At 58.1% G+C, this 26930-nt stretch carries 32 protein-coding genes; 29 read left to right on the top strand and 3 right to left on the bottom strand.

Annotation, left to right across the window (positions count from 1 at the left end):
* The first annotated feature begins 1 nt into the window (after nucleotide 1).
* From ffh to KZZ06_RS07200, 14 genes are all read left to right on the top strand, one after another.
* Entirely contained in the window at nucleotides 2–1501 is a 1500-nt protein-coding gene (ffh, locus tag KZZ06_RS07265) for a signal recognition particle protein (protein WP_219579396.1), read from the top strand.
* Complete coding sequence (locus KZZ06_RS07260; RefSeq protein WP_219579395.1) at nucleotides 1498–1830, top strand: NIPSNAP family protein; 333 nt, start codon at nucleotides 1498–1500, stop codon at nucleotides 1828–1830. The genes ffh and KZZ06_RS07260 overlap by 4 nt, the downstream gene beginning before the upstream one ends.
* A complete protein-coding gene (locus KZZ06_RS07255) occupies nucleotides 1830–2126 on the top strand; it encodes a chorismate mutase (protein WP_219579394.1) in 297 nt (98 codons plus the stop codon). Before KZZ06_RS07260 ends, KZZ06_RS07255 begins: the two co-directional genes overlap by 1 nt.
* A gap of 43 nt (nucleotides 2127–2169) precedes the next feature.
* Nucleotides 2170–2571 carry a 30S ribosomal protein S16 gene (gene rpsP / locus KZZ06_RS07250; protein ID WP_219579393.1) on the top strand — a complete coding sequence of 134 codons (402 nt, stop codon included), beginning with the start codon at nucleotides 2170–2172 and terminating at the stop codon, nucleotides 2569–2571.
* A gap of 301 nt (nucleotides 2572–2872) precedes the next feature.
* A complete protein-coding gene (gene rimM / locus KZZ06_RS07245) occupies nucleotides 2873–3394 on the top strand; it encodes a ribosome maturation factor RimM (RefSeq protein WP_219579392.1) in 522 nt (173 codons plus the stop codon).
* Between the two features lie 96 nt (nucleotides 3395–3490).
* On the top strand, nucleotides 3491–4330 hold the full coding sequence (gene trmD / locus KZZ06_RS07240) for a tRNA (guanosine(37)-N1)-methyltransferase TrmD (protein WP_219579391.1): 840 nt from the start codon (nucleotides 3491–3493) through the stop codon (nucleotides 4328–4330).
* On the top strand, nucleotides 4327–5286 hold the full coding sequence (locus KZZ06_RS07235) for a phosphoribosylaminoimidazolesuccinocarboxamide synthase (RefSeq protein WP_219579390.1): 960 nt from the start codon (nucleotides 4327–4329) through the stop codon (nucleotides 5284–5286). The genes trmD and KZZ06_RS07235 overlap by 4 nt, the downstream gene beginning before the upstream one ends.
* A gap of 236 nt (nucleotides 5287–5522) precedes the next feature.
* Nucleotides 5523–5906, top strand: a complete 384-nt coding sequence (gene rplS, locus KZZ06_RS07230; RefSeq protein ID WP_093917553.1) for a 50S ribosomal protein L19 — start codon at nucleotides 5523–5525, stop codon at nucleotides 5904–5906.
* 11 nt (nucleotides 5907–5917) lie between these two features.
* Nucleotides 5918–6139 carry a 50S ribosomal protein L31 gene (gene rpmE, locus KZZ06_RS07225; protein WP_219579389.1) on the top strand — a complete coding sequence of 74 codons (222 nt, stop codon included), beginning with the start codon at nucleotides 5918–5920 and terminating at the stop codon, nucleotides 6137–6139.
* Nucleotides 6140–6534: 395 nt separating this feature from the next.
* Complete coding sequence (phnC, locus tag KZZ06_RS07220; protein WP_219579388.1) at nucleotides 6535–7353, top strand: phosphonate ABC transporter ATP-binding protein; 819 nt, start codon at nucleotides 6535–6537, stop codon at nucleotides 7351–7353.
* Between the two features lie 59 nt (nucleotides 7354–7412).
* Nucleotides 7413–8321 carry a phosphonate ABC transporter substrate-binding protein gene (gene phnD / locus KZZ06_RS07215; protein ID WP_219579387.1) on the top strand — a complete coding sequence of 303 codons (909 nt, stop codon included), beginning with the start codon at nucleotides 7413–7415 and terminating at the stop codon, nucleotides 8319–8321.
* Nucleotides 8322–8452: 131 nt separating this feature from the next.
* Entirely contained in the window at nucleotides 8453–9274 is an 822-nt protein-coding gene (gene phnE / locus KZZ06_RS07210; RefSeq protein ID WP_257884280.1) for a phosphonate ABC transporter, permease protein PhnE, read from the top strand.
* On the top strand, nucleotides 9271–10569 hold the full coding sequence (gene phnE / locus KZZ06_RS07205) for a phosphonate ABC transporter, permease protein PhnE (protein WP_219579385.1): 1299 nt from the start codon (nucleotides 9271–9273) through the stop codon (nucleotides 10567–10569). Before phnE (KZZ06_RS07210) ends, phnE (KZZ06_RS07205) begins: the two co-directional genes overlap by 4 nt.
* On the top strand, nucleotides 10569–11183 hold the full coding sequence (locus KZZ06_RS07200) for a chloramphenicol acetyltransferase (RefSeq protein ID WP_219579384.1): 615 nt from the start codon (nucleotides 10569–10571) through the stop codon (nucleotides 11181–11183). The genes phnE (KZZ06_RS07205) and KZZ06_RS07200 overlap by 1 nt, the downstream gene beginning before the upstream one ends.
* A 13-nt stretch (nucleotides 11184–11196) precedes the next feature.
* On the opposite strand, the gene phnF is transcribed toward KZZ06_RS07200, so the two are convergent.
* Nucleotides 11197–11910 carry a phosphonate metabolism transcriptional regulator PhnF gene (gene phnF / locus KZZ06_RS07195; RefSeq protein ID WP_219579383.1) on the bottom strand — a complete coding sequence of 238 codons (714 nt, stop codon included), beginning with the start codon at nucleotides 11908–11910 and terminating at the stop codon, nucleotides 11197–11199.
* 93 nt (nucleotides 11911–12003) lie between these two features.
* On the opposite strand from phnF, the gene phnG reads away from it, so the two are divergent.
* The 10 genes from phnG (at nucleotide 12004) to KZZ06_RS07145 (ending at nucleotide 19735) form a co-directional block, all read left to right on the top strand.
* Nucleotides 12004–12459 carry a phosphonate C-P lyase system protein PhnG gene (gene phnG, locus KZZ06_RS07190; protein WP_219579382.1) on the top strand — a complete coding sequence of 152 codons (456 nt, stop codon included), beginning with the start codon at nucleotides 12004–12006 and terminating at the stop codon, nucleotides 12457–12459.
* Nucleotides 12459–13019, top strand: coding sequence for a phosphonate C-P lyase system protein PhnH (gene phnH, locus KZZ06_RS07185; RefSeq protein ID WP_219579381.1), 561 nt, complete (start codon nucleotides 12459–12461; stop codon nucleotides 13017–13019). Before phnG ends, phnH begins: the two co-directional genes overlap by 1 nt.
* Entirely contained in the window at nucleotides 13019–14107 is a 1089-nt protein-coding gene (locus KZZ06_RS07180; protein ID WP_219579380.1) for a carbon-phosphorus lyase complex subunit PhnI, read from the top strand. Before phnH ends, KZZ06_RS07180 begins: the two co-directional genes overlap by 1 nt.
* Complete coding sequence (locus KZZ06_RS07175; RefSeq protein ID WP_219579379.1) at nucleotides 14104–14973, top strand: alpha-D-ribose 1-methylphosphonate 5-phosphate C-P-lyase PhnJ; 870 nt, start codon at nucleotides 14104–14106, stop codon at nucleotides 14971–14973. The genes KZZ06_RS07180 and KZZ06_RS07175 overlap by 4 nt, the downstream gene beginning before the upstream one ends.
* Nucleotides 14970–15740: a phosphonate C-P lyase system protein PhnK gene (gene phnK, locus KZZ06_RS07170; protein ID WP_219579378.1), complete on the top strand. Its 771-nt coding sequence runs from the start codon at nucleotides 14970–14972 to the stop codon at nucleotides 15738–15740. The genes KZZ06_RS07175 and phnK overlap by 4 nt, the downstream gene beginning before the upstream one ends.
* Before the next feature lie 4 nt (nucleotides 15741–15744).
* Nucleotides 15745–16428, top strand: coding sequence for a phosphonate C-P lyase system protein PhnL (gene phnL, locus KZZ06_RS07165; protein ID WP_219579377.1), 684 nt, complete (start codon nucleotides 15745–15747; stop codon nucleotides 16426–16428).
* Nucleotides 16425–16967 (top strand): phosphonate metabolism protein/1,5-bisphosphokinase (PRPP-forming) PhnN, encoded by a 543-nt coding sequence (gene phnN / locus KZZ06_RS07160; protein WP_219579376.1) that lies wholly within the window; start codon nucleotides 16425–16427, stop codon nucleotides 16965–16967. Before phnL ends, phnN begins: the two co-directional genes overlap by 4 nt.
* A gap of 192 nt (nucleotides 16968–17159) precedes the next feature.
* Complete coding sequence (locus tag KZZ06_RS07155; RefSeq protein WP_219579375.1) at nucleotides 17160–18305, top strand: alpha-D-ribose 1-methylphosphonate 5-triphosphate diphosphatase; 1146 nt, start codon at nucleotides 17160–17162, stop codon at nucleotides 18303–18305.
* A 167-nt stretch (nucleotides 18306–18472) separates the two neighbouring features.
* Nucleotides 18473–18742: a hypothetical protein gene (locus KZZ06_RS07150; RefSeq protein ID WP_219579374.1), complete on the top strand. Its 270-nt coding sequence runs from the start codon at nucleotides 18473–18475 to the stop codon at nucleotides 18740–18742.
* Nucleotides 18743–18925: 183 nt separating this feature from the next.
* Nucleotides 18926–19735 (top strand): division plane positioning ATPase MipZ, encoded by an 810-nt coding sequence (locus tag KZZ06_RS07145; RefSeq protein WP_219579373.1) that lies wholly within the window; start codon nucleotides 18926–18928, stop codon nucleotides 19733–19735.
* Here KZZ06_RS07145 and KZZ06_RS07140 read toward each other — a convergent pair.
* Both KZZ06_RS07140 and KZZ06_RS07135 read right to left on the bottom strand, forming a co-directional pair.
* Entirely contained in the window at nucleotides 19725–20594 is an 870-nt protein-coding gene (locus tag KZZ06_RS07140) for a DMT family transporter (protein WP_219579372.1), read from the bottom strand. The two genes, KZZ06_RS07145 and KZZ06_RS07140, sit on opposite strands and share 11 nt — an antisense overlap.
* 26 nt (nucleotides 20595–20620) lie before the next feature.
* Nucleotides 20621–21070 carry a MarR family winged helix-turn-helix transcriptional regulator gene (locus tag KZZ06_RS07135; protein ID WP_219579371.1) on the bottom strand — a complete coding sequence of 150 codons (450 nt, stop codon included), beginning with the start codon at nucleotides 21068–21070 and terminating at the stop codon, nucleotides 20621–20623.
* 118 nt (nucleotides 21071–21188) lie between these two features.
* Between KZZ06_RS07135 and hmgA the strand changes: the two genes are divergently transcribed.
* The 5 genes from hmgA (at nucleotide 21189) to KZZ06_RS07110 (ending at nucleotide 26638) form a co-directional block, all read left to right on the top strand.
* On the top strand, nucleotides 21189–22502 hold the full coding sequence (gene hmgA / locus KZZ06_RS07130) for a homogentisate 1,2-dioxygenase (protein ID WP_219579891.1): 1314 nt from the start codon (nucleotides 21189–21191) through the stop codon (nucleotides 22500–22502).
* Between the two features lie 46 nt (nucleotides 22503–22548).
* A complete protein-coding gene (gene fahA / locus KZZ06_RS07125; RefSeq protein WP_219579370.1) occupies nucleotides 22549–23802 on the top strand; it encodes a fumarylacetoacetase in 1254 nt (417 codons plus the stop codon).
* A gap of 82 nt (nucleotides 23803–23884) precedes the next feature.
* A complete protein-coding gene (locus tag KZZ06_RS07120) occupies nucleotides 23885–24835 on the top strand; it encodes an MBL fold metallo-hydrolase (protein ID WP_219579369.1) in 951 nt (316 codons plus the stop codon).
* 7 nt (nucleotides 24836–24842) lie between these two features.
* Entirely contained in the window at nucleotides 24843–26447 is a 1605-nt protein-coding gene (locus KZZ06_RS07115) for an FAD-dependent oxidoreductase (protein WP_219579368.1), read from the top strand.
* Entirely contained in the window at nucleotides 26444–26638 is a 195-nt protein-coding gene (locus tag KZZ06_RS07110; protein WP_219579367.1) for a DUF2783 domain-containing protein, read from the top strand. Before KZZ06_RS07115 ends, KZZ06_RS07110 begins: the two co-directional genes overlap by 4 nt.
* Nucleotides 26639–26930: the final 292 nt, after the last annotated feature.

The raw sequence follows: 26930 nt of genomic DNA, 5'->3' as shown, positions 1-26930 counted from the left end.
CATGTTTGAGAACCTATCCGAACGCCTTTCCGGCGTCTTTGACCGCCTCACCAAACAAGGTGCGCTGTCCGAAGAAGACGTCAAAACCGCCCTGCGCGAAGTCCGCGTTGCCTTGCTTGAGGCTGACGTATCCCTGCCCGTCGCCCGTGATTTTGTCAAAGCCGTCCAAGACAAAGCCACAGGCCAAGCGGTCACAAAATCGATCACCCCCGGTCAACAGGTCGTCAAGATTGTCCACGACACCCTGATCGAGGTACTGCGCGGCGAAGGAGAGCCCGGCTCCCTCAAAATCGACAACGCCCCTGCCCCGATCCTGATGGTCGGTCTGCAAGGCTCCGGTAAAACCACAACGACTGCCAAGCTGGCAAAACGTCTGAAAGATCGCGACGGCAAACGCGTGCTGATGGCATCGCTTGACGTTAACCGCCCCGCCGCGATGGAACAGCTTGCCATTCTCGGTGTGCAAATCGGCGTTGATACGCTGCCCATCGTCAAAGGCGAAAACCCCGTCCAGATCGCCAAGCGCGCCAAGACCCAGGCAGCCATGGGCGGCTATGACGTCTATATGCTCGACACTGCGGGCCGCCTGTCCATCGACGAAGAGCTGATGCAGCAGGTCGAAGCCGTCCGTGACGTCGCCAACCCGCGCGAAACCCTGCTGGTGGTTGATGGCCTGACCGGTCAGGACGCCGTGCAAACGGCTGAAAACTTCAACGACCGTATCGGCATTTCCGGCGTCGTTCTGACCCGTATGGACGGCGACGGTCGCGGTGGCGCGGCCCTGTCCATGCGCGCCGTCACTGGCAAACCGATCAAATTCGTCGGTCTCGGCGAAAAGATGGACGCGCTTGAGACGTTCGAACCTGAACGTATCGCGGGCCGTATCCTTGGCATGGGTGACATCGTTGCCCTTGTTGAAAAAGCTCAAGAAACCATCGAGGCCGAACAAGCCGAAAAGATGATGCGCCGCATGGCCAAGGGTCAGTTCAACATGAACGACCTGAAGATGCAGCTGGAACAGATGCTCAAGATGGGCGGCATGCAGGGCATGATGGGCATGATGCCCGGCATGGGTAAAATGGCCAAGCAGGTCGAAGAAGCGGGCTTTGACGACAAGGTCCTCAAACGCCAGATCGCCCTGATCCAGTCGATGACCAAAAAAGAACGCGCCAACCCCGCGCTGCTGCAAGCCAGCCGCAAAAAGCGCATCGCCAAGGGTGCCGGCCTTGAAGTGTCCGAGCTGAACAAGCTGATGAAGATGCAACGCCAGATGGGCGATATGATGAAAAAGATGGGCAAAATGGGCAAAGGCGGCATGCTCAAACAAGCCATGAAAGGCATGATGGGCGGCAAGGGCGGCATGGATCCAGCCGCAATGGCCCAAGGCATGGACCCCAAAGCGCTTGAAGCGGCGGCCAGACAAATGGGCGGTAAACTTCCCGGTATGGGCGGCGGCATGGGCCTGCCCGGCGGCCTGTCAGGCTTTGGGAAAAAGAAATGATCAGTTGCACAGTCAGATATGAAATCGACCCCGACAAACTGCCGGAGTTCGAAATCTATGCAAAAGCATGGCTGCACCTTGTGGTGAAGCTGGGCGGCATCCATCACGGCTATCATATGCCGCATGAAGGGCCCAACGACATCGCCTATTGCCATTTTTCCTTTCCGACGCTGGCCGATTACGAGGCGTACCGCGAAAAGATGTGGGCCGATCCTGAATGTCTGCGCGCCTACGAACACGCCAAACGCACCAAATGCATCCGCCGCTATGACCGGTCGTTCACGAAACCGCTGCTGGACGGCGCGACAGTAGATGAATTGGGGCTATAATGACCAATACCGTTAAACTGGCCGCAGAGGTCCTCAAGGAACACCGCGCCTCCATCGACCGTCTGGACGCGATCCTCGTCTACACGCTCGGCGAGCGGTTCAAACACACTCAGGCTGTGGGGAAACTCAAAGCCGAACACGACCTTCCCCCGTCCGATCCCAACCGCGAAGCGGACCAGATCGCACGGCTCGAAGATTTGGCGAAAGAGGCTGACCTCGATCCCGAATTCGCCAAGAAGTTTCTGAACTTCATCATCGCTGAAGTCATTCAGCACCACAAACAACACCAGTCGTAGGGTGGGTGAAACCCACCACGCCTAAACCTAAAGGAAATACATCATGTCCATGAAAATTCGTCTCGCCCGTGGCGGTTCCAAAAAGCGCCCGTTCTACCGTATCGTTGCTGCCGACAGCCGCATGCCACGCGATGGCCGCTTTATTGAAAAGCTGGGCACATATAACCCACTGCTGGCCAAAGACAGCGAAGAGCGCGTGAAAATGGACGTTGAGCGCGTTCAGTACTGGATGAGCAAAGGCGCACAGCCAACAGACCGTGTTGCACGTATGTTGGAAGCCGCTGGCGTGACACCAAAAACAGAGCGCAACAACCCCAAGAAGGGTACACCGGGCAAGAAAGCCCAAGAGCGTGTTGAAGAGAAAGCCGCCAAGGCCGCCGCAGCAGCAGAAGCCGCAGCAGCACCAGCGGAAGAGCCTGCAGCAGACGAAGCCGCAGCAGAATAATCAAACGGTTCCCCGGCGCGGTCTTTGCTGCGCCGGGAAGCTTCAGGTATATTCGACAGCTGGCATCACTTTGCCAATGCGGGCTGTCCGATGTACTTTCTCATCAGTCTGACACCGACCGCGCCCTGACGTCGTCCCCGACCCGAAAGCCGATCATGTTCCGATTGCTGCGTCTTGTCATTATTCTTGGTTTAGGTATTGCCATTGGTATCTGGTTTGAACGTGCGCTGATGAAAAGCGAATGTAAGGCTGGCGAAGGTCAATGGACCGGCACAATTTGTGTGAATTCGGAGTTATTGCAATGAACGACAAAGTATCCGTAGGCGCGATTGCGGGGTCATATGGCGTGCGCGGCGAATTGCGCATCAAAAGCTATTGTGCGGTTCCCGAAGACATCGAAAACTACAGCCCCCTGACCTCTGAAGATGGCAAGCGCAGCTTTGCAATCGCCCTCGTCCGCCCGATCAAGAACGGCTTTGTGGCCCGCATCACTGATGTGACCTCCAAGGAGGAAGCGGACGCCCTGCGCGGCACAGTGCTTTTTGCAGGCCGTGACCAGCTGCCCTCGTTGCCCGATGATGAATTCTATCACGCCGATCTGATCGGACTTCAGGTGTTCGACACCGGCGGTACATTGATCGGCAAGGTCAAGACTGTTCAAAATCACGGCGCGGACGATCTGCTGGAAACGCAGCTTGCTGGCACCTCGGCAACGGTATTCCTGCCCTTTACCAAGGCGGCGGTTCCCACGGTCGATCTGGCCACGGGTCGCATCATTGCCGATCCCCCCGACGGGATACTCCCCGATGCCAAGGCTGACTAAGCCGCGCCTGCAAAATGGGGCGGATTTCCAGAACTGGCACAGCCCCCGAATGCCGCGTGGCCCTGAAAAAGCGGCTCTGGAAAAGGCCAATGTGACATGACAACACCGCCCAGTAAAACAAACACCCCTGATCGATCTACACCTGCACGGTCCCACGGTCGCCAATCTGTCCGCGCGACGTTGAAACCACGCGAGTTGCTGCAAGACACCCCCGATTATGCAGGCGTCTGGCGGGCCGAGATCGTGACGCTATTCCCCGAACTTTTCCCCGGCGTGCTCGGGGCCAGCCTGACAGGCCGCGCCCTGCAAGAGGGTAAATGGCAGCTGCGTACCCACGATCTGCGCGACTATGGAATTGGCAAACACCGCAATGTCGATGACACGCCCGCAGGTGGCGGTGCCGGTATGGTGATGCGCGCCGACGTGGTCGGCCCCGCGATCGAGACAGCAATGCAAGGGGCCGCAGGGCGTTGGCCGATCCTGTACATGTCGCCGCGCGGACGCCGCTTTGATCAGGCAATGGCTGCCGATCTGGCCCAATGTTCAGGCGTTACCATGCTGTGTGGCCGTTTTGAGGGCGTCGATGAACGCGTGATCGAACACTACGGCATTACCGAAGTTTCCTTGGGTGATTTTGTCATGACCGGCGGCGAACTGGCCGCGCAGGCGATGATCGATGCCACAGTGCGGCTGCTGCCCGGTGTGCTGGGCAACGCAGACAGCACGGTCGAGGAAAGCCATTCCTCGGGCCTGCTGGAACATCCACAATACACCCGCCCCGCTGAATGGATGGGGCGCGAGATACCGCCCGTTCTGATGTCGGGCAACCACGGCGAAATCGCGAAATGGCGGTTGGCCCAAGGCGAACGGCTGACAGAACAGCGCCGCCCTGATATGTGGGCAAAATACACGCCAAAACCAAAGGGCAAATCATGACAGACCTCAGCCGTACCCTTGACCACGCCCGCATTGACGAGCTGCCAAACCCGTATTTCGGCAAAGTGCGTGATTGCTATGATCTGCCCGATGACCGCCGCATCCTGATATCATCGGACCGGATATCGGCATTTGACCGCATCCTGACGGCGATCCCGTTCAAAGGTCAGGTTCTGACCCAAACCGCACGGTTCTGGTTTGATCACACCGCTGACATCTGCCCCAACCACGTGCTTGAATATCCTGATCCCAACGTGGTGATTGGCAAACGTCTGACGATCCTCCCGGTCGAGATTGTGGTGCGCGGGTATCTTGCCGGTTCCACTGGCACATCCGTTTTGACGCTGTACAAAAAGGGCCAACGCGAGATGTACGGGCATACTTTCCCCGACGGGCTGCGCGATAACGAGGCGCTGCCCCATGCAATCATCACGCCGACATCCAAAGAATTCGATGGCGGGCATGATGCCCCCCTGACGGCGACCGAAATCGTTGAACAGGGTCTGCTAACCCAAGCACAGTGGGACCAGATCAGCGATATCGCCTTGCGGCTATTTGCCCGTGGTCAGGAAATGGCCGCCAAGAACGGGTTGATCCTGGTCGATACCAAGTATGAATTCGGCACCGATGCAGATGGCAACCTGATGCTGGCCGATGAAATTCACACGCCTGACAGCTCGCGTTTCTGGCTGGTCGATGGCTATCAGTCGGCACTTGAGAACGGCACCCGCCCCCCGTCCTTTGACAAGGACGTGATCCGGTCTTGGGTCGATGCGCGTTGCGATCCTTACAAGGATGACATTCCAGAGATCCCGGCGGATCTGATCGCGGCAACCTCGCAGGTCTATATCGACGCCTTTGAGGCGATCACTGGCCAGACGTTTGTGCCCAACATGGATGGCGACACCGTGCTGGACCGCGTGCGCAGCAATCTGGCCCCGTATTTCACAGCCTAACAGACGGCGAACTTAGGGTGTGATATCCTCTTGATCCAAGGGAGCATCCGACCTATACGACCCTCACGTCTGGAATCGCTTTTGCGGCTCCAGCCTTTTCTGCATCCGCAGAAATTCAAAGCAAAGATGATGCTACCTTCGATGGGGTGCTACGGCAGGCCCGCCAGACAGACCGAAGCTATGGGATCGCGCAAAACTTCGTGGACTAACCGCGAGCATTCATAGGAGACGATCAGATGAACCTGATTGCACAGATCGAGGCGGAACAAATCGCCGAACTGGGTAAAGAGATCCCCGACTTCCGCGCTGGTGACACCATCCGCGTGGGCTTTAAAGTGACCGAAGGTACACGTACCCGCGTTCAGAACTACGAAGGCGTCTGCATTGCACGCAACAACGGCCACGGCATTGCCGGTTCGTTCACCGTGCGCAAGATTTCCTTTGGTGAAGGCGTAGAGCGCGTATTCCCGCTGCACTCGACCAACATCGAAAGCATCACTGTTGTACGTCGTGGCCGCGTTCGTCGCGCCAAGCTGTATTACCTGCGCAGCCGTCGCGGCAAATCGGCACGGATCGTCGAGAACGCCCATTACAAGCCAAAATCTGGCGCGAACGCGTAAGGAGAGCTGTCATGAAAGCCGATACACACCCCGAATACCACACGATCAACGTCAAAATGACCGACGGCACGATCTTGGAAATGAAATCGACCTACGGCAAAGAAGGCGACCAGCTGGCGTTGGATATTGACCCCTCCGTGCACCCTGCATGGAACGGCGGCACATCCCGCTTGATGGACACCGGCGGCCGCGTGTCCAAGTTCAAAAACAAATACGCAGGTCTGGGCTTCTAAACCCATCTGCCTATCGCGAACAAAAGATGGCGTGCCCCAATCGGGCGCGCCATTTTTTATTGGGTGCCCGCGTTACGAATAATCGAGGGCCGTCGCACGCCACGACGTGCGCCACGGGCCAGAAACCTGCCCGAAGCAGTCATTTGGAAACTGTCCTTGATGTCTGTTCCGTGGCGAATCGGAATGGTTTGAACGGATCAGGTTGCGTGGCTGCCCGTAAAAAATCACCGTTCGAACCCGGATTCGGAACACCCCTGTAGGTCTTTCATCGCTTCGAAAGCGTGCAGGCATGTTTTGCAAAGGCCCACCCGTGGCCTTGTTACAAAACATTAGCAAAACGAACACAAAAGTGAATCTCTTGCCACGTAGCCATCGCCCCAACCAAAGGGGCTGCTATGTTGCGATTTGATAAAGTCACGAAAACGTTCGGTGTGAACACTGCCGTGGATGCGGCGAGTTTCGTCGTCGATAAACCAATGATGATTGGGATTATCGGGCGCTCTGGGGCTGGCAAGTCTACCCTTTTGCGGATGCTCAACAGGCTGACCGATACATCCTCCGGCGAGATTACGTTTGACGGTCTGAATGTGACAGCTCTGCGCGGTGCAGCCAAACGAAGCTGGCAATCGCAATGCGCAATGATTTTCCAGCAATTCAACCTCGTTCCCAGAATGGATGTCGTGTCCAACGTCCTGCACGGCACATTGAACAGACGCTCGACCGTGGCGACCATGTTCAATCTGTACCCTGACGAAGACATTCACCGTGCCATCAACATCCTAGAACGCCTGGGGATCGCCGAGCATGCGCCGAAACGCGCCGAGGCATTGTCGGGTGGTCAACAACAACGCGTCGCCATTGCGCGCGCCTTGATGCAGGACCCGCGGATCATTCTGGCGGATGAGCCAATTGCGTCGCTTGACCCGATGAACGCGCAGGTCGTGATGCAATCGCTGCGTGACATTCACGAACAAGACGGCCGCACGGTGATTGCCAACTTGCACACGTTGGATACCGCACGTCGGTATTGTGATCGCGTCATCGGGATGCGTGATGGTCGCATTGTGTTTGACGGTTTGCCCGAACAGCTGACCACCTCCATCGCACGCGAGATCTATGGCGCGGATGCAGGTTTCTCCGAGGCAATGACCTCGACCCAGATCGAAACAACAGCGCCGTCCACGAAAGCAATGGCTGACGTCGCGGCGCAGTAACCACCAACGATTTTCCCCGCGCCCTACCCTTGGGGTGCATCAATCAAGAGAGACTTCAGATGAAAAAGACGATCACACTTGCACTTTTGACCACGGCACTGGCCGGCACCGCAATGGCCGAGAGCCACGCCATCAACGAATTCCGTATTGGTATTCTGGGTGGCGAGAATGCCCAAGACCGCATGAACAGCAACGAATGCTTGCGCAGCACAATCGAAGACGCCCTTGGTGTCCCCACCAAACTGTTCGCACCAGCGGACTATAACGGTGTGATCCAGGGCCTTTTGGGCGGCACGATCGATCTGTCGCTGATGGGTCCATCGTCCTACGCAGCGGTTTATATCGCTGACGAAGCAGCCGTGACGCCGATCCTTGTAAAAGTGAACACAGATGGCACAACCGGTTATTACTCTGTTGGTTTCGCCCGCGTTGACAGCGGCATCACCTCGCTTGAGGGCATGCAGGGCAAAGTATTCGGCTTCGGTGATCCGAACTCGACCTCTGGCTATCTGATCCCTTCGGTTGAGATCCCGGTGCTGACCGGCGCGTCCATGGAAAGCGGCGACTATTTCGGTGAGGTCAAATTCACTGGCGGTCACGAGCAGACCATCGTTGCTGTAAACAACGGTGACGTCGACGGCGGCGTGACATGGACTGATGGTCAGGGCAACTGGGAAGACGGCTATACCTTTGGCGCGCTGCGCAAAGCTGTGGACGCGGGTCTGGTTGACATGAACGACATGGTTGAAATCTGGCGCTCGAAACTGATCCCAGGCGAACCTGTTGTTCTGCGCAACGCCCTTCCAGATGATGTGCGCGCAACCGTGACAAACATCATCGACACAATGGGCGAAACAGACCCAGAGTGCGCAGCAGCCCTGGCTGGCGGCGAAGTGAGCGGGTTCGACCCGATCACCCACGACGCCTATACGTCCATCGTTGCCGCCCGTTTGGCAAAATCCAATTAATCCACGCGATTTTATAGCGTCTGCTGGCTCCGGATCTTCCGGGGCCAGTCATTTATGTGGGGTAGAGCATGTCAGATGAAGCAGTAAATGGCGGTGGTGTCGGCAGAGCCGGTGATGCCTATCTCGCGCAGATGAGAACCAAGCGCCGGATGAACTTCATTATCTTGGTGGTGTTTCTTGCGCTGCTGGTCTCCGGTTTTTATGTGGCTGACAGCCGCAATGCGGGCGGGTTTTGGGACGGGCTTGGTAATATCTTTGATTTCCCCGCCGCCATGTTCAGCGAAGCGATTGAACGCGCGCCTTTGATGCCGGGCTATCTGGTCAAATACTTCCCCTCTTTGATCGAGACGATCAATATTGCTGCCGCATCGACCCTGATCGGCGCTTTGCTGGGGCTGGTGATGTCCTTGCTGGTGACCCGGGGCTTTGCACCTGTTCCGTGGCTGGTGACACCGCTGCGGCGTTTGCTGGACATCTTGCGCGCCGTTCCTGAAATCGTCATCGCGCTGGTGCTGATCTTTACGCTGGGCGGTGGCCCCGTGCCCGCGATGATCGCGATTGCCCTGCATTCGGTTGGGGCCTTGGGCAAACTGTTTTCCGAAGTGAATGAAAACGCCTCTCTCAAACCCGTCGAAGGGCTGGCCTCTGTCGGGGCCACTTGGAGCCAAAGGATGTGGCTTGGCGTGATCCCGCAGGTCGCACCGAACTATTTGAGTTATGCGCTCTTGCGGTTCGAGATCAACATCCGCGCCTCGGCCATTCTGGGTTTCGTCGGTGCCGGTGGTATCGGCTATGACCTGCGCAACACCATGAGCTGGGGCGTCGGCAAATACGACGAGGCCGCAGCGATCTTTATCCTTCTCTTTTTGACCATTGTCGTTGTGGACCAGCTCTCGAGCTTGTTGCGCAACCGTCTGACACATGGCGCAGCAAACACACAGGTGACCCTATGACCACCGCTACTCTGCAGGCCGCGACCCTCGCACAATTCAGCCGCAAGAAACGCATCACCATTGCCGTGCCTTTGGTGGTACTGGCCTACCTCGCCTATATTTTCGTGTCGTTTGATGTGGCTGGGTTAAGCGAACGGATCAATCTGAACAACGCGCGCACCTTGGTGTCTGACAGCTACAGCTATAAAACCCACGTGACACAGAACAACCGCGACGGCACCATCGCCGTTTCAGTCGAAGGCGAGCGCAAGGGCGAATATCCAGACGGCTCTGCGCCCGACTGGGTCAGCTTGGGCGACACCACCATCGTCGACTTGGGCGACGGGCACGTGATCACGCTTGGCGACGAGGTCAGCTATAACATTCCGGGCTACGGGGTTGTCACAGCGCGCCCCGATGGCACCGGCGTCAATGCGGTGCTTCCTGCCGGCGATTTGCCAGATTATATCAACGCGTCGAAAAACCGGGTCACAATCGTGACCGATGCGGGGCGGTTTACCATCACCCGCGCCCGCGCCGAGGTGTTCAAATACAGCTACGGCTGGGAGCTGTTCTTCTTCACGCTCGATAGCCCGTATTACGGCATGGGTCCGGCACAGCTGGTGTCGCGCGCATTCAGTGGCGAAGCGGGCGCAATCTTGCACGATTTCTGGACCAACAAGATGTGGCGGCACGGCGATGTGCTTTGGGCCTTGTTCGAAACCCTGCTGATGGCGTTTCTGGGCACGTTTGGTGCGGCTATCGTTGCCCTGCCTCTGGCATTTCTGGCAGCGCGCAATTTCACCCCGCTGGGTGCTTTCCGTTTTGCCGCACGGCGCGTGTTCGACTTTCTGCGCGGTGTCGACGGGTTGATCTGGACCATCGTCCTAAGCCGGGCATTCGGGCCGGGGCCGCTGACAGGTGCGCTTGCGATCTTGCTGACGGATACGGGATCGTTCGGGAAAATGTTTTCGGAGGCGTTGGAAAACGTCGACGAGAAACAGATCGAAGGGATCACGTCCACAGGCGCCAAGCCGATGCAGCGCTACCGCTTCGGGGTGATCCCGCAGGTCATGCCGGTTTTGCTAAGTCAGGTTCTCTATTATTTTGAATCCAACACGCGGTCGGCCACAATCATCGGCGCGATCACCGGCGGCGGTATCGGTTTGCTGCTGACCCAAGCGATTGCGACCCAGAAAGACTGGGAAGAAGTCACCTATTACATCGTTTTGATCATCTTGTTGGTCATGGCCATGGACACGTTGTCAGGCTGGGCGCGGCGCAAATTGATCAAAGGCGATGAGGGTGGACACTGATGACGCGACTTACGGCAAACGAACCCTTTCTCCATCCCGATTGCGAGGTGAATGATGCAACCTTCGGAGCCTATGTCGAGATCGGGCGCGGCACCCGATTGGCACACAGCCACGTCGGCGACTACTCCTATTGCGACCGGTATTGTGACATTGCCAATGCCTCCGTGGGCAAATTCGCCAATATCGCAGCTTTCGTGCGGATCGGTGCCACGGACCACCCGATGGAAAAAGCGAGCCTGCATCACTTTCACTATCGGTCTGGCGACTATTTCGAAGATGCGGGTCACGATGAGGCTTGGTTCGCCCACAGGCGCACGCGGCGAACGGTCATTGGGCACGACACGTGGTTGGGGCATGGTGCACAACTAAGGCCAGAGGTGACAATCGGCCATGGTGCCGTCGTCGCAGGCGGGGCAATCGTGACCAAGGACGTCGCCCCCTATATGATTGTTGCAGGTATCCCTGCCGTCCCGCTGCGGTCGCGCTTTGCACCCCATATTGCGGACCGCTTGACGGAGTTGGCGTGGTGGGACTGGCCTCATGACCAGCTACGGCAGGCGCTCGAGGATTTCCGCAACCTCGGTGCCGAAGCTTTTCTGGAGCGCTATGAATGATTGGCGCGCGGCCCTAAGCGTCCGAAAGCGTCAGCGTGACCACGTCTCCGGCAAACCACGTGCGCCCGACTTCGATCGGGCAGCCATCAGCGGCCGCATTCACGCTGATCGTGCGCAGGATTGGCGCGTGCTCAGCGATTCGCAGGTGAAGCGCCTGCGTCGCTGTCGCGAGCTTTGCATTCACCCGTGTCGAGGCCCGCGTATAGTCATCCACCCCGGACCGCGCCAACGCCGCCGTCACAGATGGATCTGCGCGCAGGTGGGTCAACAGGTCGGGGAACCGCGCGGCGGGAAAAACGCTACGAAACAATGCGATCGGTCGATTCTCCATCAGCGACAGGCCCTCATAGACATGTACCTTTGCGCCGCTTTCAAGCTGCAGCGCTTCGGCCTCGGATGCATGTGCGACGCGGGTTTCCAACAAAAGAACCTTTTTTGCCGGTGTGCGGCCTGCGGCGGTCAGATTCTGGTGAAACCGGACACGGCGACCGATGGGATAATCGGTTGGCGGCGTCGTTACAAAAACCCCGGCACCGCGTCTGGCGTGAACGATACCTTCATCTGCCAACGCGCCCAACGCCTGGCGCACCGTGTGGCGGTTCACCCCAAAGCGCGCGGCCAGAACCGCCTCGGTCGGCAGCTTGTCGCCCTGCTGGTAAACACCTTCGGCAATGTCGCGGCGCACGGATGTGGCAATGGCTTTCCAGATCGGAGTGCGGGGTGTCATGTCATTAAAACTTCACACTTTGAGGGATTGGCAGAGTTCGGGTCACCAGTTAGTATTTGTCTAGTTGTATATACAACTTCAGAAGGTGTCTAGATGAATATGATGAGCGATCCAAATGCCAAGCGAAAAGACTGGCTAAGCCTGCTGGCCAAGTCACCGGCAGCCAAGCTGTCAAAGCTATGGACGGACTTGAGCATAGAACCTGTCCACACGGTTTTGCGCAGCCCCGAGATTGGCGGCGTCATGGTGCGCGGTCGGGCGGGTGCCGTCGGCGCGGCGTTTAACCTGGGCGAGATGACAGTCACCCGGGCCTCCGTAAAGCTGTCCGATGGGACCGTTGGACATGGCTATGTTCAAGGCCGCGACAAGGGTCACGCGCTTCACGCAGCGCTCGTTGATGCGCTGATGCAGACCAAAATGGCCGCTGCAATCGACACCGCTTTGTTGGCCCCGTTGCGCGATGGACTAAAGCAAGGCGCGACCGACCGCGCAGCCAAGGCCGCCGCAACCAAGGTCGATTTCTTTACGATGGTGCGGGGGGAAGACTGATGCAGACGCAAATTCTTGAAGGTGGTTTTACCGATCTTCCTATCGATGCATCCCATGCTTTTCGTGCGGTGATGACTGCAATGGCACGCCCCGGCGAGATCGTCAGCGTGACCGGCGCGCAACCTCCTTTGCCGCTTAGCGCGGCCGCGGGTGTTGTGATACTGACCCTTTGTGATCCCGAAACGCCGATCTATCTTGCCCCGGGCCATGACACGCCGCAGCTGCGTGACTGGATCACCTTTCACACTGGTGCGCCCTTTGCCCAGCCGCAGGATGCGATGTTTGCGCTCGGCGCGTGGGACGACCTGCCATTGGCGGATTTTTCGACTGGCACTGCCGAATACCCCGACAGATCAGCCACATTGATTGTCGAAAGCCTGACCCTGTCAAATGAAGGGGCTGCCTTGCGTGGTCCGGGCATCAAGGACCGTGCCGCGTTGTCCCTGCCGGAAACGCGAGCGTTTCAAAACAACGCAGCGCTGTTCCCTCTGGGATTAGATTTCATATTCACTTGTGCAGACCGTCTTGCGGCGCTGCCACGCACGACAAAGGTGTCCTGATGTATGTTGCTGTAAAGGGCGGCGAGCGCGCTATTGATAACGCCCACGCTTGGCTGGCCGAGGAAAGGCGCGGCGATACTGACATCCCCGAGCTGAGCGTCGCCCAAATCCGCGAGCAAATGTCGCTCGCTGTTAACCGCGTCATGGCCGAAGGGTCGCTATATGATCCTCACCTCGCCGCCCTTGCGATCAAACAGGCACGTGGTGATCTGATCGAAGCGATCTTTCTTATCCGTGCCTACCGCACAACGCTGCCGCGTTTTGGCGGGTCGAACCCGATCGAAACCCAGAACATGCAATGCGACCGGCGCGTCTCGGCAACGTTCAAGGACGCGCCGGGTGGGCAAATTTTAGGGCCGACATTCGACTACACCCACCGGCTGCTTGACTTCAAGCTGGCCGCCGATGGTGAGGCAGCAGATGCGCCGACGGCCGCGCCATCTCAGGCTCCGACGCCGCATATCATGTCGTTTCTGGACCGCGAGCAATTGATCCAGACCGAGCCTACGGGCGAAGCTGTGCCTGACGACTTGACCCGCACCCCGTTGGAATTACCCGCCAGCCGCGCCTTGCGCCTGCAATCCCTGACCCGCGGGGACGAAGGATTTATCCTCGGCATGGCCTATTCCACGCAGCGCGGCTATGCGCGCAACCACGCTTTTGTCGCTGAATTGCGCATCGGTGCCGTAGCGGTCGAAATGGATATCCCCGAACTGGGCTTTGCCATCGAGATTGGCGAGATCACCGTGACGGAATGCGAAACAGTGAACCAGTTTCAAGGCTCAAAAACGCAACCGCCGCAGTTCACGCGGGGCTATGGGCTGGTGTTTGGCATGACCGAACGCAAGGCGATTTCCATGGCCTTGGTGGACCGTGCATTGCGCTGGAAAGAGCTGGGCGAAGACAACCTTGGCGCACCGGCGCAGGACGAGGAATTTGTGCTGTATCATAGCGATAATATTCAGGCGACGGGATTTCTGGAGCATATCAAACTGCCCCATTACGTCGATTTCCAATCCGAATTGGAACTGATCCGCAAGCTGCGCCGCGAAGCGCAGGACAACATCAGCCGGGAGGCAGCGGAATGAGCGACTACAACTTTGCCTATCTCGATGAACAGACCAAACGCATGATCCGTCGTGCGATCCTCAAGGGGTTGGCGATCCCCGGTTATCAGGTGCCATTTGCCAGCCGCGAAATGCCGATGCCCTATGGCTGGGGCACAGGCGGTGTGCAGGTATCGGCAGCGGTGCTGACGCCCGATGATACCTTCAAGGTTATCGACCAAGGCGCAGATGACACGACCAACGCTGTGTCGATCCGGCGGTTCTTTCAAAAGACCGCAGGGGTGGCTGTCACCGAAGCCACATCACAGGCCAGCGTGATTCAGACCCGCCACCGCATCCCCGAGGAAGAACTGCGCGCCGACCAGATCCTTGTGTACCAAGTACCTATCCCCGAACCCTTGCGTTTTCTTGAACCGTCCGAGGTTGAAACCCGCAAGATGCACGCCCTTGAGGAATACGGGTTGATGCATGTGAAGCTGTACGAAGACATCAGCCAGCATGGTGATATCGCGACGGCCTATGCCTATCCCGTGAAGGTCGAGGGACGCTATGTCATGGACCCGTCCCCGATCCCCAAGTTCGACAACCCCAAGCTGGAAATGGCGGGTATCCAGCTTTTCGGCGCGGGGCGTGAACAGCGCATTTATGCGATCCCACCCTATACGCAGGTCGTTAGCCTTGATTTTGACGACTACCCGTTTCAGCCGACCAAAGCCGACCACGCCTGTGACCTATGCGGTGCGACCGACAGCTATCTGGACGAGTTGATCGTGGATGACGCAGGCGGGCGCATGTTCATGTGCTCGGACACCGATTACTGCACGAGCCGCCGCAAAGACGGGCACGTGGGCGCGCAAGGTGTGCCATACAAGGAGGACGCGGCATGACCCCGCTGTTGCAGGTTGAAAACATCGCGAAACTCTATGGTGCCCGGATCGGCTGCACGGATGTGTCGTTTGATCTTTATCCCGGCGAAGTCATGGGCATCGTGGGCGAAAGCGGCTCGGGCAAATCCACCTTGCTGAATTGTCTGGCAGGGCATCTGACGCCGGATCGCGGCGCGGTGCGCTTTGACACCCGTGCCGATGGGCTGCGCGATACGATCACCATGTCCGAACCTGAACGGCGGATGCTGGGGCGTACCGACTGGGCCTTTGTACATCAACATGCCCGTGACGGGCTGCGGATGAATGTCAGCGCCGGCGGCAATGTCGGTGAACGGCTGATGGCGGTGAATGCGCGTCACTATGGCGACATTCGCGCCGAGGCCATCGATTGGCTGGGGCGTGTCGAAATCACCGAAGACCGGATTGATGACCGCCCTACAGCCTTTTCCGGCGGGATGCAGCAACGTCTGCAAATCGCGCGTAATCTGGTGACGGGTCCGCGACTGGTGTTCATGGACGAACCCACCGGCGGGCTTGATGTGTCCGTACAAGCACGCCTTTTGGATTTGCTGCGCGGCCTTGTGCGCGAGATGAACCTGAGCGCGATTATCGTCACCCATGACCTTGCCGTTGTGCGGCTTTTGGCGGACCGGCTGATGGTAATGAAAGACGGCCATGTCATCGAGACGGGGTTGACCGATCAGGTGCTGGACGATCCGCAGCACGCCTATACCCAGCTTCTTGTATCCTCTGTCTTGCAGGTGTGAACCTATGATTTCTATTGAAAATGTCTCAAAATCCTTTGTGCTACACAATCAGGGGGCCGCTGAAATTTCGGTGATGGAGGGGGCCTCCCTTACTGTCGCAGCAGGGGAATGCGTTGCCTTGGTTGGCGCATCCGGCGCGGGGAAATCCACGCTCATGCGGATGATCTATGGCAATTACCTGACCGCATCGGGCCGAATAATGGTGGGCGATGTGGATGTCGCCACCGCCGCCCCGCGCGAAATCATCCAGTTGCGCCGCGACAGGCTTGGATATGTCAGCCAGTTTTTGCGGGTTGTACCGCGTGTTTCGACGCTGGATGTGGTGGCCGAACCGCTGCTTGCCACGGGAACGCCCCATGACGCAGCCAAATCCCAAGCCCAAGACTTGCTTGCACGGCTGAACATCCCCCAGCGGCTTTGGCAGCTTAGCCCGACAACCTTTTCCGGCGGTGAACAACAGCGCGTCAACATCGCACGTGGCTTTGCCTTTCCTTATCCGGCGCTTTTGCTGGATGAACCCACGGCCAGCCTTGATCCGACCAATCGTGCGACCGTGCTTGCCATGATCAGCGAGGCCAAAGCCCGTGGTGCCGCTATCATCGGGATATTCCACGACCACGCCGCCCGCGATGAAATCTGCGACCGTCAGTTTGACGTGACCGAATTCACACCGGGGCTTGCCGCATGATGGGGCGCTTCATCGCTATTGTTGGCCCGTCCGGCGTGGGCAAGGACAGCGTGATGGAGGCCATGGCCGCAGCCGAGCCGCGTATCGTTCTTGCGCGTCGTGTGATTACACGGCCCAGCGACGCAGGCGGCGAAGCTTTTGATGGCGTAAGCGAGGCTGAGTTTCAGCAGCGCGCCGAGGCCGGAGACTTTGCCCTGCATTGGTCGGCCCACGGGCTACGCTATGGCATTTTACGATCTGTCGACGACAGTTTAGCCCAAGGCAAAGACGTGCTGGCGAACCTGTCGCGGTCTGTTTTGCCTCAGGCGCAGGCCGATTTTTCCCGGTTTGATGTGATCAACCTGACCGCTACACGTGATGTTCTTGCCGCGCGCCTTGCCGGACGTGGCCGCGAAACTGACGCGCAAATTTCAGCCCGGCTTGACCGTGTGGTGCCCGCCTTGCCCGCCAATCTTCAGGTCCACAACATCGACAACAGCCGCGCACTGAACATGACGGTACAGGATATTCGTGACCGTCTTTATCCGGTCAGGGCCTAGCGATGGATTTGATGACAAACAGCGTCAAGGATACGCAAAACCGGCCATTCACTGCCCCCGTAACCACAGCAAAATCGTGCAAGCCTTCCACAGCGGTTCCGGCGTCCGGCTGGCGTGTGGAAGACGGCATATCATTTAATTATTTTTTCCCTCCGCAGATGCATTCATCTGCCAAATCAGCGTGACAACCAGATGACAGACCAGACTATTTTCGCAAATGCCCGCCTGATCTTGAACGACGAAGTGCTTGCAGGCTCTTTGGTTGTGACGGACGGCGTCATCACAGACATCGCCCAAGGTGCCAGCGTGCCAAACGGTGCAATCGACCTGCAAGGTGATTACCTGTCGCCCGGTCTGGTGGAACTGCACACCGACAATGTTGAGCGTCATCTGGAACCGCGTCCGAAAGTAAGCTGGCCTTTTCGCGCGGCTATTCTGGCCCATGATCGCGAATTGGCCGGTGCCGGTATCACCACGGTATTCGATGCGATCCGCGTCGGGTCAATCGTGTCGGATGCGGGGTCGGGTTATCCAAAATATGCCCGCCAAATGACGGACGAGATCATGGGTGCCCGCGCTGCGGGTCTTTTGCGGATCAGCCACCACATCCATTTGCGCGCCGAGGTGTGTTCCGAAACCCTGATCGAAGAGCTTGATGAATTCTCGACCGAGGATCGCATCGGGATCGTGTCGATGATGGATCACACGCCGGGGCAGCGCCAATTTGTAGATATCTCTAAATTCGAGACCTATATCCGTGGAAAACGGTCTTACTCGGATGAACAATGGGGTGCCTATGTTGAGTTTCTCTACGAGCTTCAGGCACGCCTTGGCACAAAACACGAGGCTGCGACGGTGGCCGCCGCCAAGCGGCTGGGTGCGACCTTGGCCAGCCACGATGACACCACCACAGACCAGGTAGCCACCAGCCATTCTTACGGCGTGCGGGTCGCCGAGTTCCCGACGACCGTCGCCGCGGCGGATGCCTGTCATGCCCAAGGCATTGCGACGATCATGGGGGCCCCCAATCTGATCCGCGGCGGGTCTCACTCTGGTAACGTGGCTGCGGCTGATCTGGCGGAGATGGACCGGCTGGACATCTTGTCGTCGGATTATGTGCCTGCGGGTTTGCTCATGGCGGCAGTCCAGCTTGGCGATATCTGGGGAAACCTTGCGCGTGGGATGCGGACGGTCACAGCGGCACCCGCACTGGCGGTCGATTTGACCGATCGCGGCACGCTAAAGATTGGCCAGCGGGCGGATATTATCCGGTTTGCCATCACCGACGGCACACCGGTGTTGCAAGAAACCTGGAGCGCCGGAAAACGCGTTTCCTGACAGCGCGTTAAAGTGGACAGAAATGACGATGCAATCCGTGCGCAATCTGTCTGCGCACGGATCAACACAGCGCTCGCAAAAATTTTTAGGGACCAGCGCAGCTGCGTTTAGGTTTTGAAAAGGATTTCAAGGCAATTTCATCTCAGCACTCCTAGAAAGGTTCGCTGATGACCACATCTTGCCTGTCCCGTCGCCCGTCCCAGAAACCGAACAAAGTATCAGCAATCCGCAGTTTGCCCCTCGTGCCAAAGCAAACACATACGGGCCAGAAAAACCTTTGGACCCAAGACCTGTCAGCCGCCCAGAACCTCGTGCGCAGCAGGCAATATCGTCAGGCATTGGTTTTGGCCGCTGCGTTAAAACGGCTTTATGGCGACCGGTATGAACTTACCCAGATGATCACAACGTGCCGTGGCCATCTGGGTGCCTCGGCCTAAGCCTATTCAAACGCTCCAAAAGCCCCGTACCCGCAAACCCACCGCTGGATGGAACCGCAACAAAGCCCTGATACATTAACCACAATCTAGGCGCGCTAGTCCTTTCAAAAGCACCATATCTGCCATATGGTTCGACCCAATGTGGCCCCGGCAAAAGCGGGGGAGTAGAAGGGACAGCTAGCAATGGCGCATATTATCGTCGTCGGAAATGAAAAAGGCGGAGCGGGGAAATCAACCGTTTCAATGCATGTGGCGACCGCCCTCGCACGGATGGGTCACAAGATCAGTGTCTTGGATCTTGACCTGCGCCAACGCACCTTCGGGCGGTATATCGACAATCGCAAAGCATTTCTTGCGTCGGCCGAACTTGATCTGCCATCGCCGTCAATGCACGAACTGCCCGAGGTCGAGGCCGAGGCCCTCAAACCCGGTGAGAACATCTATGATCATCGTCTCAGCGCCGCCATCGCCGAACTGGAACCCGTCAGCGATTTCATCCTGATCGACTGCCCAGGATCGCACACACGGCTAAGCCAGGTCGCGCATTCGCTGGCCGATACCCTGATCACACCGCTGAATGACAGCTTTATCGATTTTGACCTGCTGGCCCATACGGATGCGACTGGCGACAAAATCACCGGCCCCTCGGTCTATTCCGAAATGGTCTGGAATGCGCGGCAACTGCGCGCGCAAGCCGGGCTTGCCCCGATTGACTGGATCGTTGTGCGCAACCGCATGGGCGCGCAGCGGATGGTCAACAAAGACAAGATGGAGCGCGCGATCCTTAATCTCAGCAAGCGCATCGGCTTTCGGATTGCGCCCGGCTTTAATGAGCGTGTCATTTTCCGCGAATTGTTCCCGCGCGGGCTGACCCTTCTCGACCTCAAAGACATTGGCGTCAAACAGCTCAACATCTCGAACGTGGCAGCACGTCAGGAACTGCGCGACCTGATGAAAGCGCTCAAGCTGCCGGGTGTTGAAATCAACTTCTGACCCGTTTCCGGCGGGTCAGTGCGATCATGTTCGACGCGAATAGCGTTGCAATGACCACTGCCCCGCCGATCAACGCATAGCGACCCGGGTCTTCGCCCACGACGGCCCAAACCAGCAACGGCGCAAGCACTGATTCCAGCAACACCAGCAATCCGACCTCAGCCGACGTGATATAGCGCGGGCCGAGCGCGAGGAATATCGAGCTGAACATGATGAACACGCCGTGGCTGAGCACAAGCGGTGCTTGGTCTGCGGGCATCGCAAGCGGGTGCGCAAACGGCGCGATCAAGGCGGCAACGATCAGATAAGCCATGCCCACCCCCGGCACCATGGAAATGGCCTTTGCATGGCGCGCAGCCGTCAGGCCCGCAGCAAACAAGGCTGACACCGCAAGCGCAAGCAGATCACCGGTCAAGCTTGCATGGGCTGTCTCACCCGACCCATAGGCGATGATCGCAATCCCCACCGCCACAGCGGCGATTGTGATTAGCATCCTTCGGCTGATCGGCTCGGCCAGAAAGATGCGGCTATAGACCGCGGCAAAAACCGGCAGTGAGGCCAGAATAAACACCACATTTGCGACCGATGTCAGGCTGACCGCCAGCACAAACAAAACCCCGCTTGCCCCGGTGCCAACCATGTAAACCACACCATAGCGGCCTGTTTTCAGCACCGCCTGAAACGGCCCCACCCCTTTGGTTAGCAATATCCAACAGCAAATCAGACCGCCTGCCAGTGCCAGCCGCCAGAACGCGATGGTCAGCGGGGCCGCATCGATCAGCCGCACAAACAGCGAATCCGGCACCACACACAGGATGCCGATCAGGGTAATCAAAAGGCCGCGCGCTTGATCATTCATCCGCTATCGGTGACGCCAAGCAAGCCTCAAGTAAAGCCCGCAGGACGTTTGACCGAAAGTTTCAAGAGCATCTTTTTCAGCGCTGCCCGCTCGGTCGAACTCAGGTCAGCGGTCAAATCCCCATCATAGCGCCGGGCAACCTGATGCAGATCGGCGTACGCCGCCTGCCCCTGCACCGTCAGGGCCAGATGTTCGACCCTGCGGTCAGCATCATCGCGGGCACGGGTCACAAACCGGCGCTCGGTCAGCTTTTGCACCGCGCGGCTGATCTTGGTCTTATGCATATTGGCACGCGCGCCGATCTCGCTCGCCGTCATGCGCCCGTAAAGCCCCAGATGAAACAGCACCCGCCATTCGGTTCTAAGCATCCCATAGCGGTCCTTATAGATCTGCTGGAATTCCAGACTGCTTGCCTCGGCGGCTTGGTTCAGAAGATAGGGCAGAAACTGCGCGAGGTCGAAATTATCGTCAGACATGAAAGCGTACCGCTTGTTAGTTACAAAAACAACTATTACAAACGCAACAGATTATGCAAGGGAGGCTTTCGTGAACCGCCAAGTGACCCCATCCGACCTGACCACGGCCACCAGCCCGATGGGGACAACCATCGGCTACATGCCCGGTTTCGGGAATGATTTCGAAACCGAAGCGCTGCCCGGTGCCCTGCCCCAAGGCATGAACAGCCCGCAAAAATGCAACTATGGTCTGTATGGCGAACAGCTGTCCGGCACGGCGTTCACTGCCCCCAGCCACCAGAACGAACGCACATGGTGCTACCGCATCCGCCCCTCGGTAAAGCATTCACACCGTTATGAAAAAATCGATCTGCCCTATTGGAAATCCGCACCGCATATCCCGCAGGATGTGACCAGCCTTGGCCAGTATCGCTGGGATCCGGTGCCGCACTCGACCGACAGCCTCACATGGCTGACCGGTATGCGCACCATGACCACCGCAGGTGATGTGAACACCCAGGTCGGCATGGCCAGTCACATCTATCTCGTCACAGAAAGCATGGTCGACGCCTATTTCTATTCCGCCGACAGCGAGCTTTTAATCGTCCCCCAAGAAGGCCGGTTGCGGTTTTGCACCGAATTGGGCGTGATCGACCTTGAGCCAAAGGAAATCGCGATCATCCCACGCGGTCTGGTCTACCGTGTCGAGGTGCTTGAAGGCCCAGCGCGCGGTTTTGTCTGCGAAAACTACGGTCAGAAATTCGAACTCCCCGGTCGTGGCCCCATCGGTGCGAACTGCATGGCCAACCGCCGTGATTTCAAAACACCGGTCGCCGCGTTCGAAGACCGCGATGCCCCCTCAACCGTCACAATCAAATGGTGCGGTCAATTTCACGAGACCACGATCGGCCATTCCCCCCTGGACGTCGTCGCGTGGCACGGCAATTACGCGCCTGTCAAATACGACCTGCGCACCTATTGCCCCGTCGGCGCGGTTCTGTTCGACCATCCCGATCCGTCGATCTTTACCGTGTTGACCGCCCCCTCGGGCGTCGAAGGCACCGCGAATATCGACTTTGTACTGTTCCGCGAACGCTGGATGGTCGCCGAGGATACGTTCCGCCCGCCATGGTACCACAAAAACGTCATGTCCGAACTGATGGGCAACATCTATGGCCAGTACGACGCCAAACCCAAAGGGTTCATTCCGGGCGGCATGTCGCTGCACAATATGATGCTGCCCCACGGCCCCGACAAAAATGCATTCGAGGGTGCGTCGAACGCTGACCTCAAGGCGGAAAAGCTCGACAACACCATGTCGTTTATGTTCGAAACCCGCTTCCCGCAGCACCTCACTAAATTCGCAGCAAACGAGGCCCCCCTGCAGGATGACTACATCGATTGCTGGGAAAGCCTTGAGAAAAAGTTCGACGGCACACCGGGCAAGAAATAGACACTGACCCAAGGGTCACGCAGACATATTAATTCAAGGACAGACTATGACATTGCTCACTTCATGGGTGGAAAGCGCCAACAGCGCCGACACTGATTTTCCGCTCAATAACCTGCCCTACGGTGTGTTCTCGACGGACAGCCTTGAACCACGTTGCGGTGTCGCGATTGGCGACATGGTACTGGATATGGCCGCGGTCGAGGCCGAAGATCTGATCCTGTTGCATTTCGATCCCGTCTTTGACGTGCCCTATTGGAACGACGTGATGGATCTGGGCCCCGAAGCTTGGGCCAAGTTGCGGTCGCAACTCACCGACCTTCTCGCGTCCGGCAGCCCCGATCAAGCCAAAGTCGCGCCACATCTTGTGCCCATGGCCGAGATTCGCCTGCACATGCCACTGGTCGTCTCCGAGTACACCGATTTCTATGCAGGCCGTCACCACGCCACCAACGTCGGCACCATGTTCCGCGGTGCCGAAAACGCGCTGCCGCCGAACTGGCTGCACATTCCCATCGGCTATAACGGCCGCGCCTCGACAGTGGTTGTCTCAGGCACTGATATCCACCGCCCCAACGGCCAACTAAAAGCGCCCGATGCCGATGCGCCGACCTTTGGTCCCTGCAAGCGCCTAGATATCGAGCTTGAGATGGGTGCCATCGTCGGGACCTCGACCGACATGGGCGACACCATCAGCGTGGCCGAAGCGGATGAAATGATCTTTGGCTATGTCCTGCTAAACGACTGGTCCGCCCGCGACATTCAAGCATGGGAATATCAACCCCTCGGCCCGTTCCAAGCCAAAGCCTTTGCAACGTCGATCTCGCCCTGGATCGTGACAACCGCAGCGCTTAAACCATTCCGCACCTCTACGCCGGAACGTGAAAAGGAACTCCTCCCCTACCTGCAAGAACCCAAACCGATGCTCTATGACATCGACCTAAGCGTATTGATCCAACCCGAGGGCGGCACGCAAGAAGTCCTCGCGCGGACCAACTACAACACAATGTACTATTCCGCGCCGCAACAACTGGCACATCATGCGTCCTCTGGCTGCTCCATGAACGCTGGTGATCTGCTCGGCTCCGGCACCATCTCGGGCACTGAAAAGGATCAACGCGGCAGCCTGCTCGAACTCAGCTGGGGCGGCAAAGAACCGATCACCCTGTCAGACGGCACCACCCGCAGTTTTGTCGAGGACGGCGATACCATGATCCTAACCGGCCACGCCCAAGGTGACGGCTACCGCATCGGGTTTGGCGCGTGCTCAGGTACGATCCTACCTGCCAAAGTCCAATCCTAATCCCGCTTCATTTTGCCAAATAAACTCCCGCCGGAGGCTCCCGCAATCGCCCCGCGCAGTGACAGTCGATAAAGGAATACAGATGTCTAAGAAATTCGCCTCCCAAGGGGACATGACCGAAAAGAAAATCTCCTTCACAGAAGTCGGCAAAGACCTCTGGGCTTTCACCGCCGAAGGCGACCCAAATTCAGGTGTGATCATCGGTGATGACAGCGTCATGATCATCGAGGCACAGGCGACCCCGCGTCTGGCCGGTAAGGTCATCGAAAAGGTCCGCGAAGTCACCGACAAGCCGATCACGCATGTCGCACTCACCCACTACCACGCCGTGCGCGTCCTCGGTGCCTCGGCATTCAACGCAGACCAGATCATCATGTCTGAAATGGCACGCGGCATGGTCAACGAGCGCGGCCAGGAAGACTGGGACAGCGAATTCCAACGCTTCCCCCGCCTCTTCGAGGGGCACGAATCCATTCCCGGCCTGACCTACCCCACGACCACGTTCAACGACCGCATGACCGTGTATCTCGGCAACCGCCGCGTCGACCTGATGCATCTGGGCCGCGCCCATACCGCTGGCGATATCGTCGTTCATGTCCCCGATGAAAACGTCATGTTCACCGGCGATATCGTCGAATACCACTCGGCCTGCTATTGCGGCGACGGATATTTCAACGATTGGGGCAACACGCTGGACGCGATCAAAGCATATGATGTAGATGCCATCGCCCCCGGGCGCGGTGACGCGCTGGTTGGCCGTGACATGGTAAACGCCGCCATCGAGAACACCCGCGATTTCGTCGAAAGCACCTACCGCCCGGCCGCCCGCGTCGCTGCGCGTAACGGCACGCTGAAAGACGCATGGGATGCCGTGCGCGCCGAATGTGATCCGAAATTTGCAGACTATGCGATCTACGAACATTGCCTGCCCTTCAACGTCGCCCGCGCCTATGACGAAGCGCGCGGTATCAGCCACCCCCGCATCTGGACCGACAAACGAGACATCGCAATGTGGGAAGAGCTGCAAAGCTAAGCGCGCCATGGCATATGATTACGCGCCCTTCCCCTATACGCCCCCTGCCGGCCTGACGCGCCCCGAACCGCGACATCCCGTCGTGATCGTCGGCGCAGGCCCCATCGGGTTGGCTATGGCCATTGATCTGGCCCAACGCGGCACCGCGTCGGTTGTGCTGGATGACAATAACGTTGTGTCCATCGGCTCGCGCGCGATCTGCTGGGCCAAGCGAAGCCTAGAGATATTTGACCGCCTTGGCATTGGCAAACAGATGCTGGCCAAGGGCGTGACATGGAAAGTCGGGCGTAACTTCCACGGTGAAAATCAAGTCTACGCTTTCGATCTGCTACCGGAACCGGGTCACAAATACCCCGCGTTCATCAATCTGCAGCAATATTACGTCGAACAATATCTGGCCGAGCGCGCCCAGGATTTCCCCGACCTGATCGACCTGCGTTTCCTCAACAAGGTCACAGGTCACATCGATCACGGCGACCATGTCACGCTCGATATCACCACCCCCGATGGCGACTACACGCTCGAAGCCGACTACTATCTCGCCTGCGACGGCGCAGGATCGGCCACGCGCAAACGTATGAACCTCCCCTTCAACGGCCAAACCTTCGAGGAACACTTCCTAATCGTTGATGTGGAAATGGAAACCTCGCCCTTTGGCAACCATGACACGCCCGAACGCTGGTTCTGGTTTAACCCGCCGTTCCATAACGGCCAATCCGCGCTGCTGCACAAACAGCCCGACAATATCTACCGGATCGACCTGCAACTGGGGCCCGATACCGACCCGAAAGAAGAAGCGACCGAAGCCAAAGTCATCCCCCGCATCAAGGCCATCGTCGGCGACACCCCGTTCCGCCTCGACTGGATGAGCGTCTATAAATTCCGCTGCGCCAAGCTGGACCGCTTTGTACATAACCGCGTGATCTTTGTCGGCGACAGCGCCCATGTGGTCAGCCCTTTTGGCGCACGTGGCGGCAATGGTGGCGTCCAAGACGTGGATAATCTGGGCTGGAAGCTCGCCGCCGTCTTGCAAGGCAAGGCCGGAAAGCCGCTTCTCGAATCCTACAACATCGAACGGGTCCACGGCTCCGCCGAAAACATCCTCAACTCGTCACGCGCCACCAACTTCATGACGCCCAAATCCCCGATCGAGGCACTGTTTCGCGATCAGGTCCTTCACCTAGCAGCGGATCATCCCTTTGCCCGCAAACTGATCAACTCGGGCCGGTTGTCGCAACCCTGCAACCTCTCGGCCTCTGCGCTGCAAACCCCGGGGGCCGCGCCGATACCGCCCGGCACACCGCTGATCGACGCCCCGCTTTATGACACGCAGGGGCCCACATGGCTGCTGACCGCGGCGCACGGCGGCTTTACCCTTATCACCGCCAGCGCATTGCACCTGCCTGATATCGCGGGCATCGCGCGCATTGGCATCAATCAATCCGCCGACTACCCCTGCTACCGCTCCGAAGGCGGGCATATCGAAACCCGCTATGGTACAGATAAAATCTATCTTCTGCGCCCCGACGGCCATGTCTGCGCCGTCTTTGATACGGCCGACCCCATCGCAATCACCGCAGCCCGCGATCGCGCCCTCGGAGCAATGCTATGATACTTGAAGATAAACTCGGCCCTGATGCCGACAGTTTTTACACCGCGCTGATGGACACCCACGCAGGCCTGACCGAAGCAGAAAGCCATGCCCTCAACGCGCGGCTTGTGCTGATCTTCGCAAACCAGATCGGTGATCTGGAAACACTCGAAAACCTGCTTGCCACAGCACGCCAAAACACCCCGTCCTGACTTCTCTGGCTCATAAATATCCCCGCCGGAGGCACGCATCTGCCCTTGGCAGATGCCAAAATATCCACTAGCGCCTCGTGGCTCTCAATCTCTCCGGCGACGCGTATGGCGGCGGGATACAACTACGCCGTGTCAAGCCCCCACCACTTCGTTACCCGATTTACCTCAGTTCTCAACGGTAATCGCAGGCTACAGCCTTGACGCATGGCACCTCAAAGTTGACACTCAACCGACCAAGCTTAGATTCAACTAGGCAACAACCGCAGATCAACTGCATCACCACCCCTGCGGC

Source organism: Sulfitobacter sp. CW3, assembly GCF_019392245.1.
Lineage (GTDB): Bacteria > Pseudomonadota > Alphaproteobacteria > Rhodobacterales > Rhodobacteraceae > Sulfitobacter.
Note: the sequence above shows the minus strand (reverse complement) of the source record. Positions and strands in the feature narration are given on the sequence as shown.

Bases quoted from the DNA above. Each gene is read 5' to 3' on its own strand.
- ffh (WP_219579396.1), top strand. From the start codon at position 2: ATGTTTGAGAACCTATCCGAACGCCTTTCCGGCGTCTTTGACCGCCTC.
- KZZ06_RS07260 (WP_219579395.1), top strand. From the start codon at position 1,498: ATGATCAGTTGCACAGTCAGATATGAAATCGACCCCGACAAACTGCCG.
- KZZ06_RS07255 (WP_219579394.1), top strand. From the start codon at position 1,830: ATGACCAATACCGTTAAACTGGCCGCAGAGGTCCTCAAGGAACACCGC.
- rpsP (WP_219579393.1), top strand. From the start codon at position 2,170: ATGTCCATGAAAATTCGTCTCGCCCGTGGCGGTTCCAAAAAGCGCCCG.
- rimM (WP_219579392.1), top strand. From the start codon at position 2,873: ATGAACGACAAAGTATCCGTAGGCGCGATTGCGGGGTCATATGGCGTG.
- trmD (WP_219579391.1), top strand. From the start codon at position 3,491: ATGACAACACCGCCCAGTAAAACAAACACCCCTGATCGATCTACACCT.
- KZZ06_RS07235 (WP_219579390.1), top strand. From the start codon at position 4,327: ATGACAGACCTCAGCCGTACCCTTGACCACGCCCGCATTGACGAGCTG.
- rplS (WP_093917553.1), top strand. From the start codon at position 5,523: ATGAACCTGATTGCACAGATCGAGGCGGAACAAATCGCCGAACTGGGT.
- rpmE (WP_219579389.1), top strand. From the start codon at position 5,918: ATGAAAGCCGATACACACCCCGAATACCACACGATCAACGTCAAAATG.
- phnC (WP_219579388.1), top strand. From the start codon at position 6,535: ATGTTGCGATTTGATAAAGTCACGAAAACGTTCGGTGTGAACACTGCC.
- phnD (WP_219579387.1), top strand. From the start codon at position 7,413: ATGAAAAAGACGATCACACTTGCACTTTTGACCACGGCACTGGCCGGC.
- phnE (WP_257884280.1), top strand. From the start codon at position 8,453: ATGAGAACCAAGCGCCGGATGAACTTCATTATCTTGGTGGTGTTTCTT.
- phnE (WP_219579385.1), top strand. From the start codon at position 9,271: ATGACCACCGCTACTCTGCAGGCCGCGACCCTCGCACAATTCAGCCGC.
- KZZ06_RS07200 (WP_219579384.1), top strand. From the start codon at position 10,569: ATGACGCGACTTACGGCAAACGAACCCTTTCTCCATCCCGATTGCGAG.
- phnF (WP_219579383.1), bottom strand. From the start codon at position 11,910: ATGACACCCCGCACTCCGATCTGGAAAGCCATTGCCACATCCGTGCGC.
- phnG (WP_219579382.1), top strand. From the start codon at position 12,004: ATGAATATGATGAGCGATCCAAATGCCAAGCGAAAAGACTGGCTAAGC.
- phnH (WP_219579381.1), top strand. From the start codon at position 12,459: ATGCAGACGCAAATTCTTGAAGGTGGTTTTACCGATCTTCCTATCGAT.
- KZZ06_RS07180 (WP_219579380.1), top strand. From the start codon at position 13,019: ATGTATGTTGCTGTAAAGGGCGGCGAGCGCGCTATTGATAACGCCCAC.
- KZZ06_RS07175 (WP_219579379.1), top strand. From the start codon at position 14,104: ATGAGCGACTACAACTTTGCCTATCTCGATGAACAGACCAAACGCATG.
- phnK (WP_219579378.1), top strand. From the start codon at position 14,970: ATGACCCCGCTGTTGCAGGTTGAAAACATCGCGAAACTCTATGGTGCC.
- phnL (WP_219579377.1), top strand. From the start codon at position 15,745: ATGATTTCTATTGAAAATGTCTCAAAATCCTTTGTGCTACACAATCAG.
- phnN (WP_219579376.1), top strand. From the start codon at position 16,425: ATGATGGGGCGCTTCATCGCTATTGTTGGCCCGTCCGGCGTGGGCAAG.
- KZZ06_RS07155 (WP_219579375.1), top strand. From the start codon at position 17,160: ATGACAGACCAGACTATTTTCGCAAATGCCCGCCTGATCTTGAACGAC.
- KZZ06_RS07150 (WP_219579374.1), top strand. From the start codon at position 18,473: ATGACCACATCTTGCCTGTCCCGTCGCCCGTCCCAGAAACCGAACAAA.
- KZZ06_RS07145 (WP_219579373.1), top strand. From the start codon at position 18,926: ATGGCGCATATTATCGTCGTCGGAAATGAAAAAGGCGGAGCGGGGAAA.
- KZZ06_RS07140 (WP_219579372.1), bottom strand. From the start codon at position 20,594: ATGAATGATCAAGCGCGCGGCCTTTTGATTACCCTGATCGGCATCCTG.
- KZZ06_RS07135 (WP_219579371.1), bottom strand. From the start codon at position 21,070: ATGTCTGACGATAATTTCGACCTCGCGCAGTTTCTGCCCTATCTTCTG.
- hmgA (WP_219579891.1), top strand. From the start codon at position 21,189: ATGGGGACAACCATCGGCTACATGCCCGGTTTCGGGAATGATTTCGAA.
- fahA (WP_219579370.1), top strand. From the start codon at position 22,549: ATGACATTGCTCACTTCATGGGTGGAAAGCGCCAACAGCGCCGACACT.
- KZZ06_RS07120 (WP_219579369.1), top strand. From the start codon at position 23,885: ATGTCTAAGAAATTCGCCTCCCAAGGGGACATGACCGAAAAGAAAATC.
- KZZ06_RS07115 (WP_219579368.1), top strand. From the start codon at position 24,843: ATGGCATATGATTACGCGCCCTTCCCCTATACGCCCCCTGCCGGCCTG.
- KZZ06_RS07110 (WP_219579367.1), top strand. From the start codon at position 26,444: ATGATACTTGAAGATAAACTCGGCCCTGATGCCGACAGTTTTTACACC.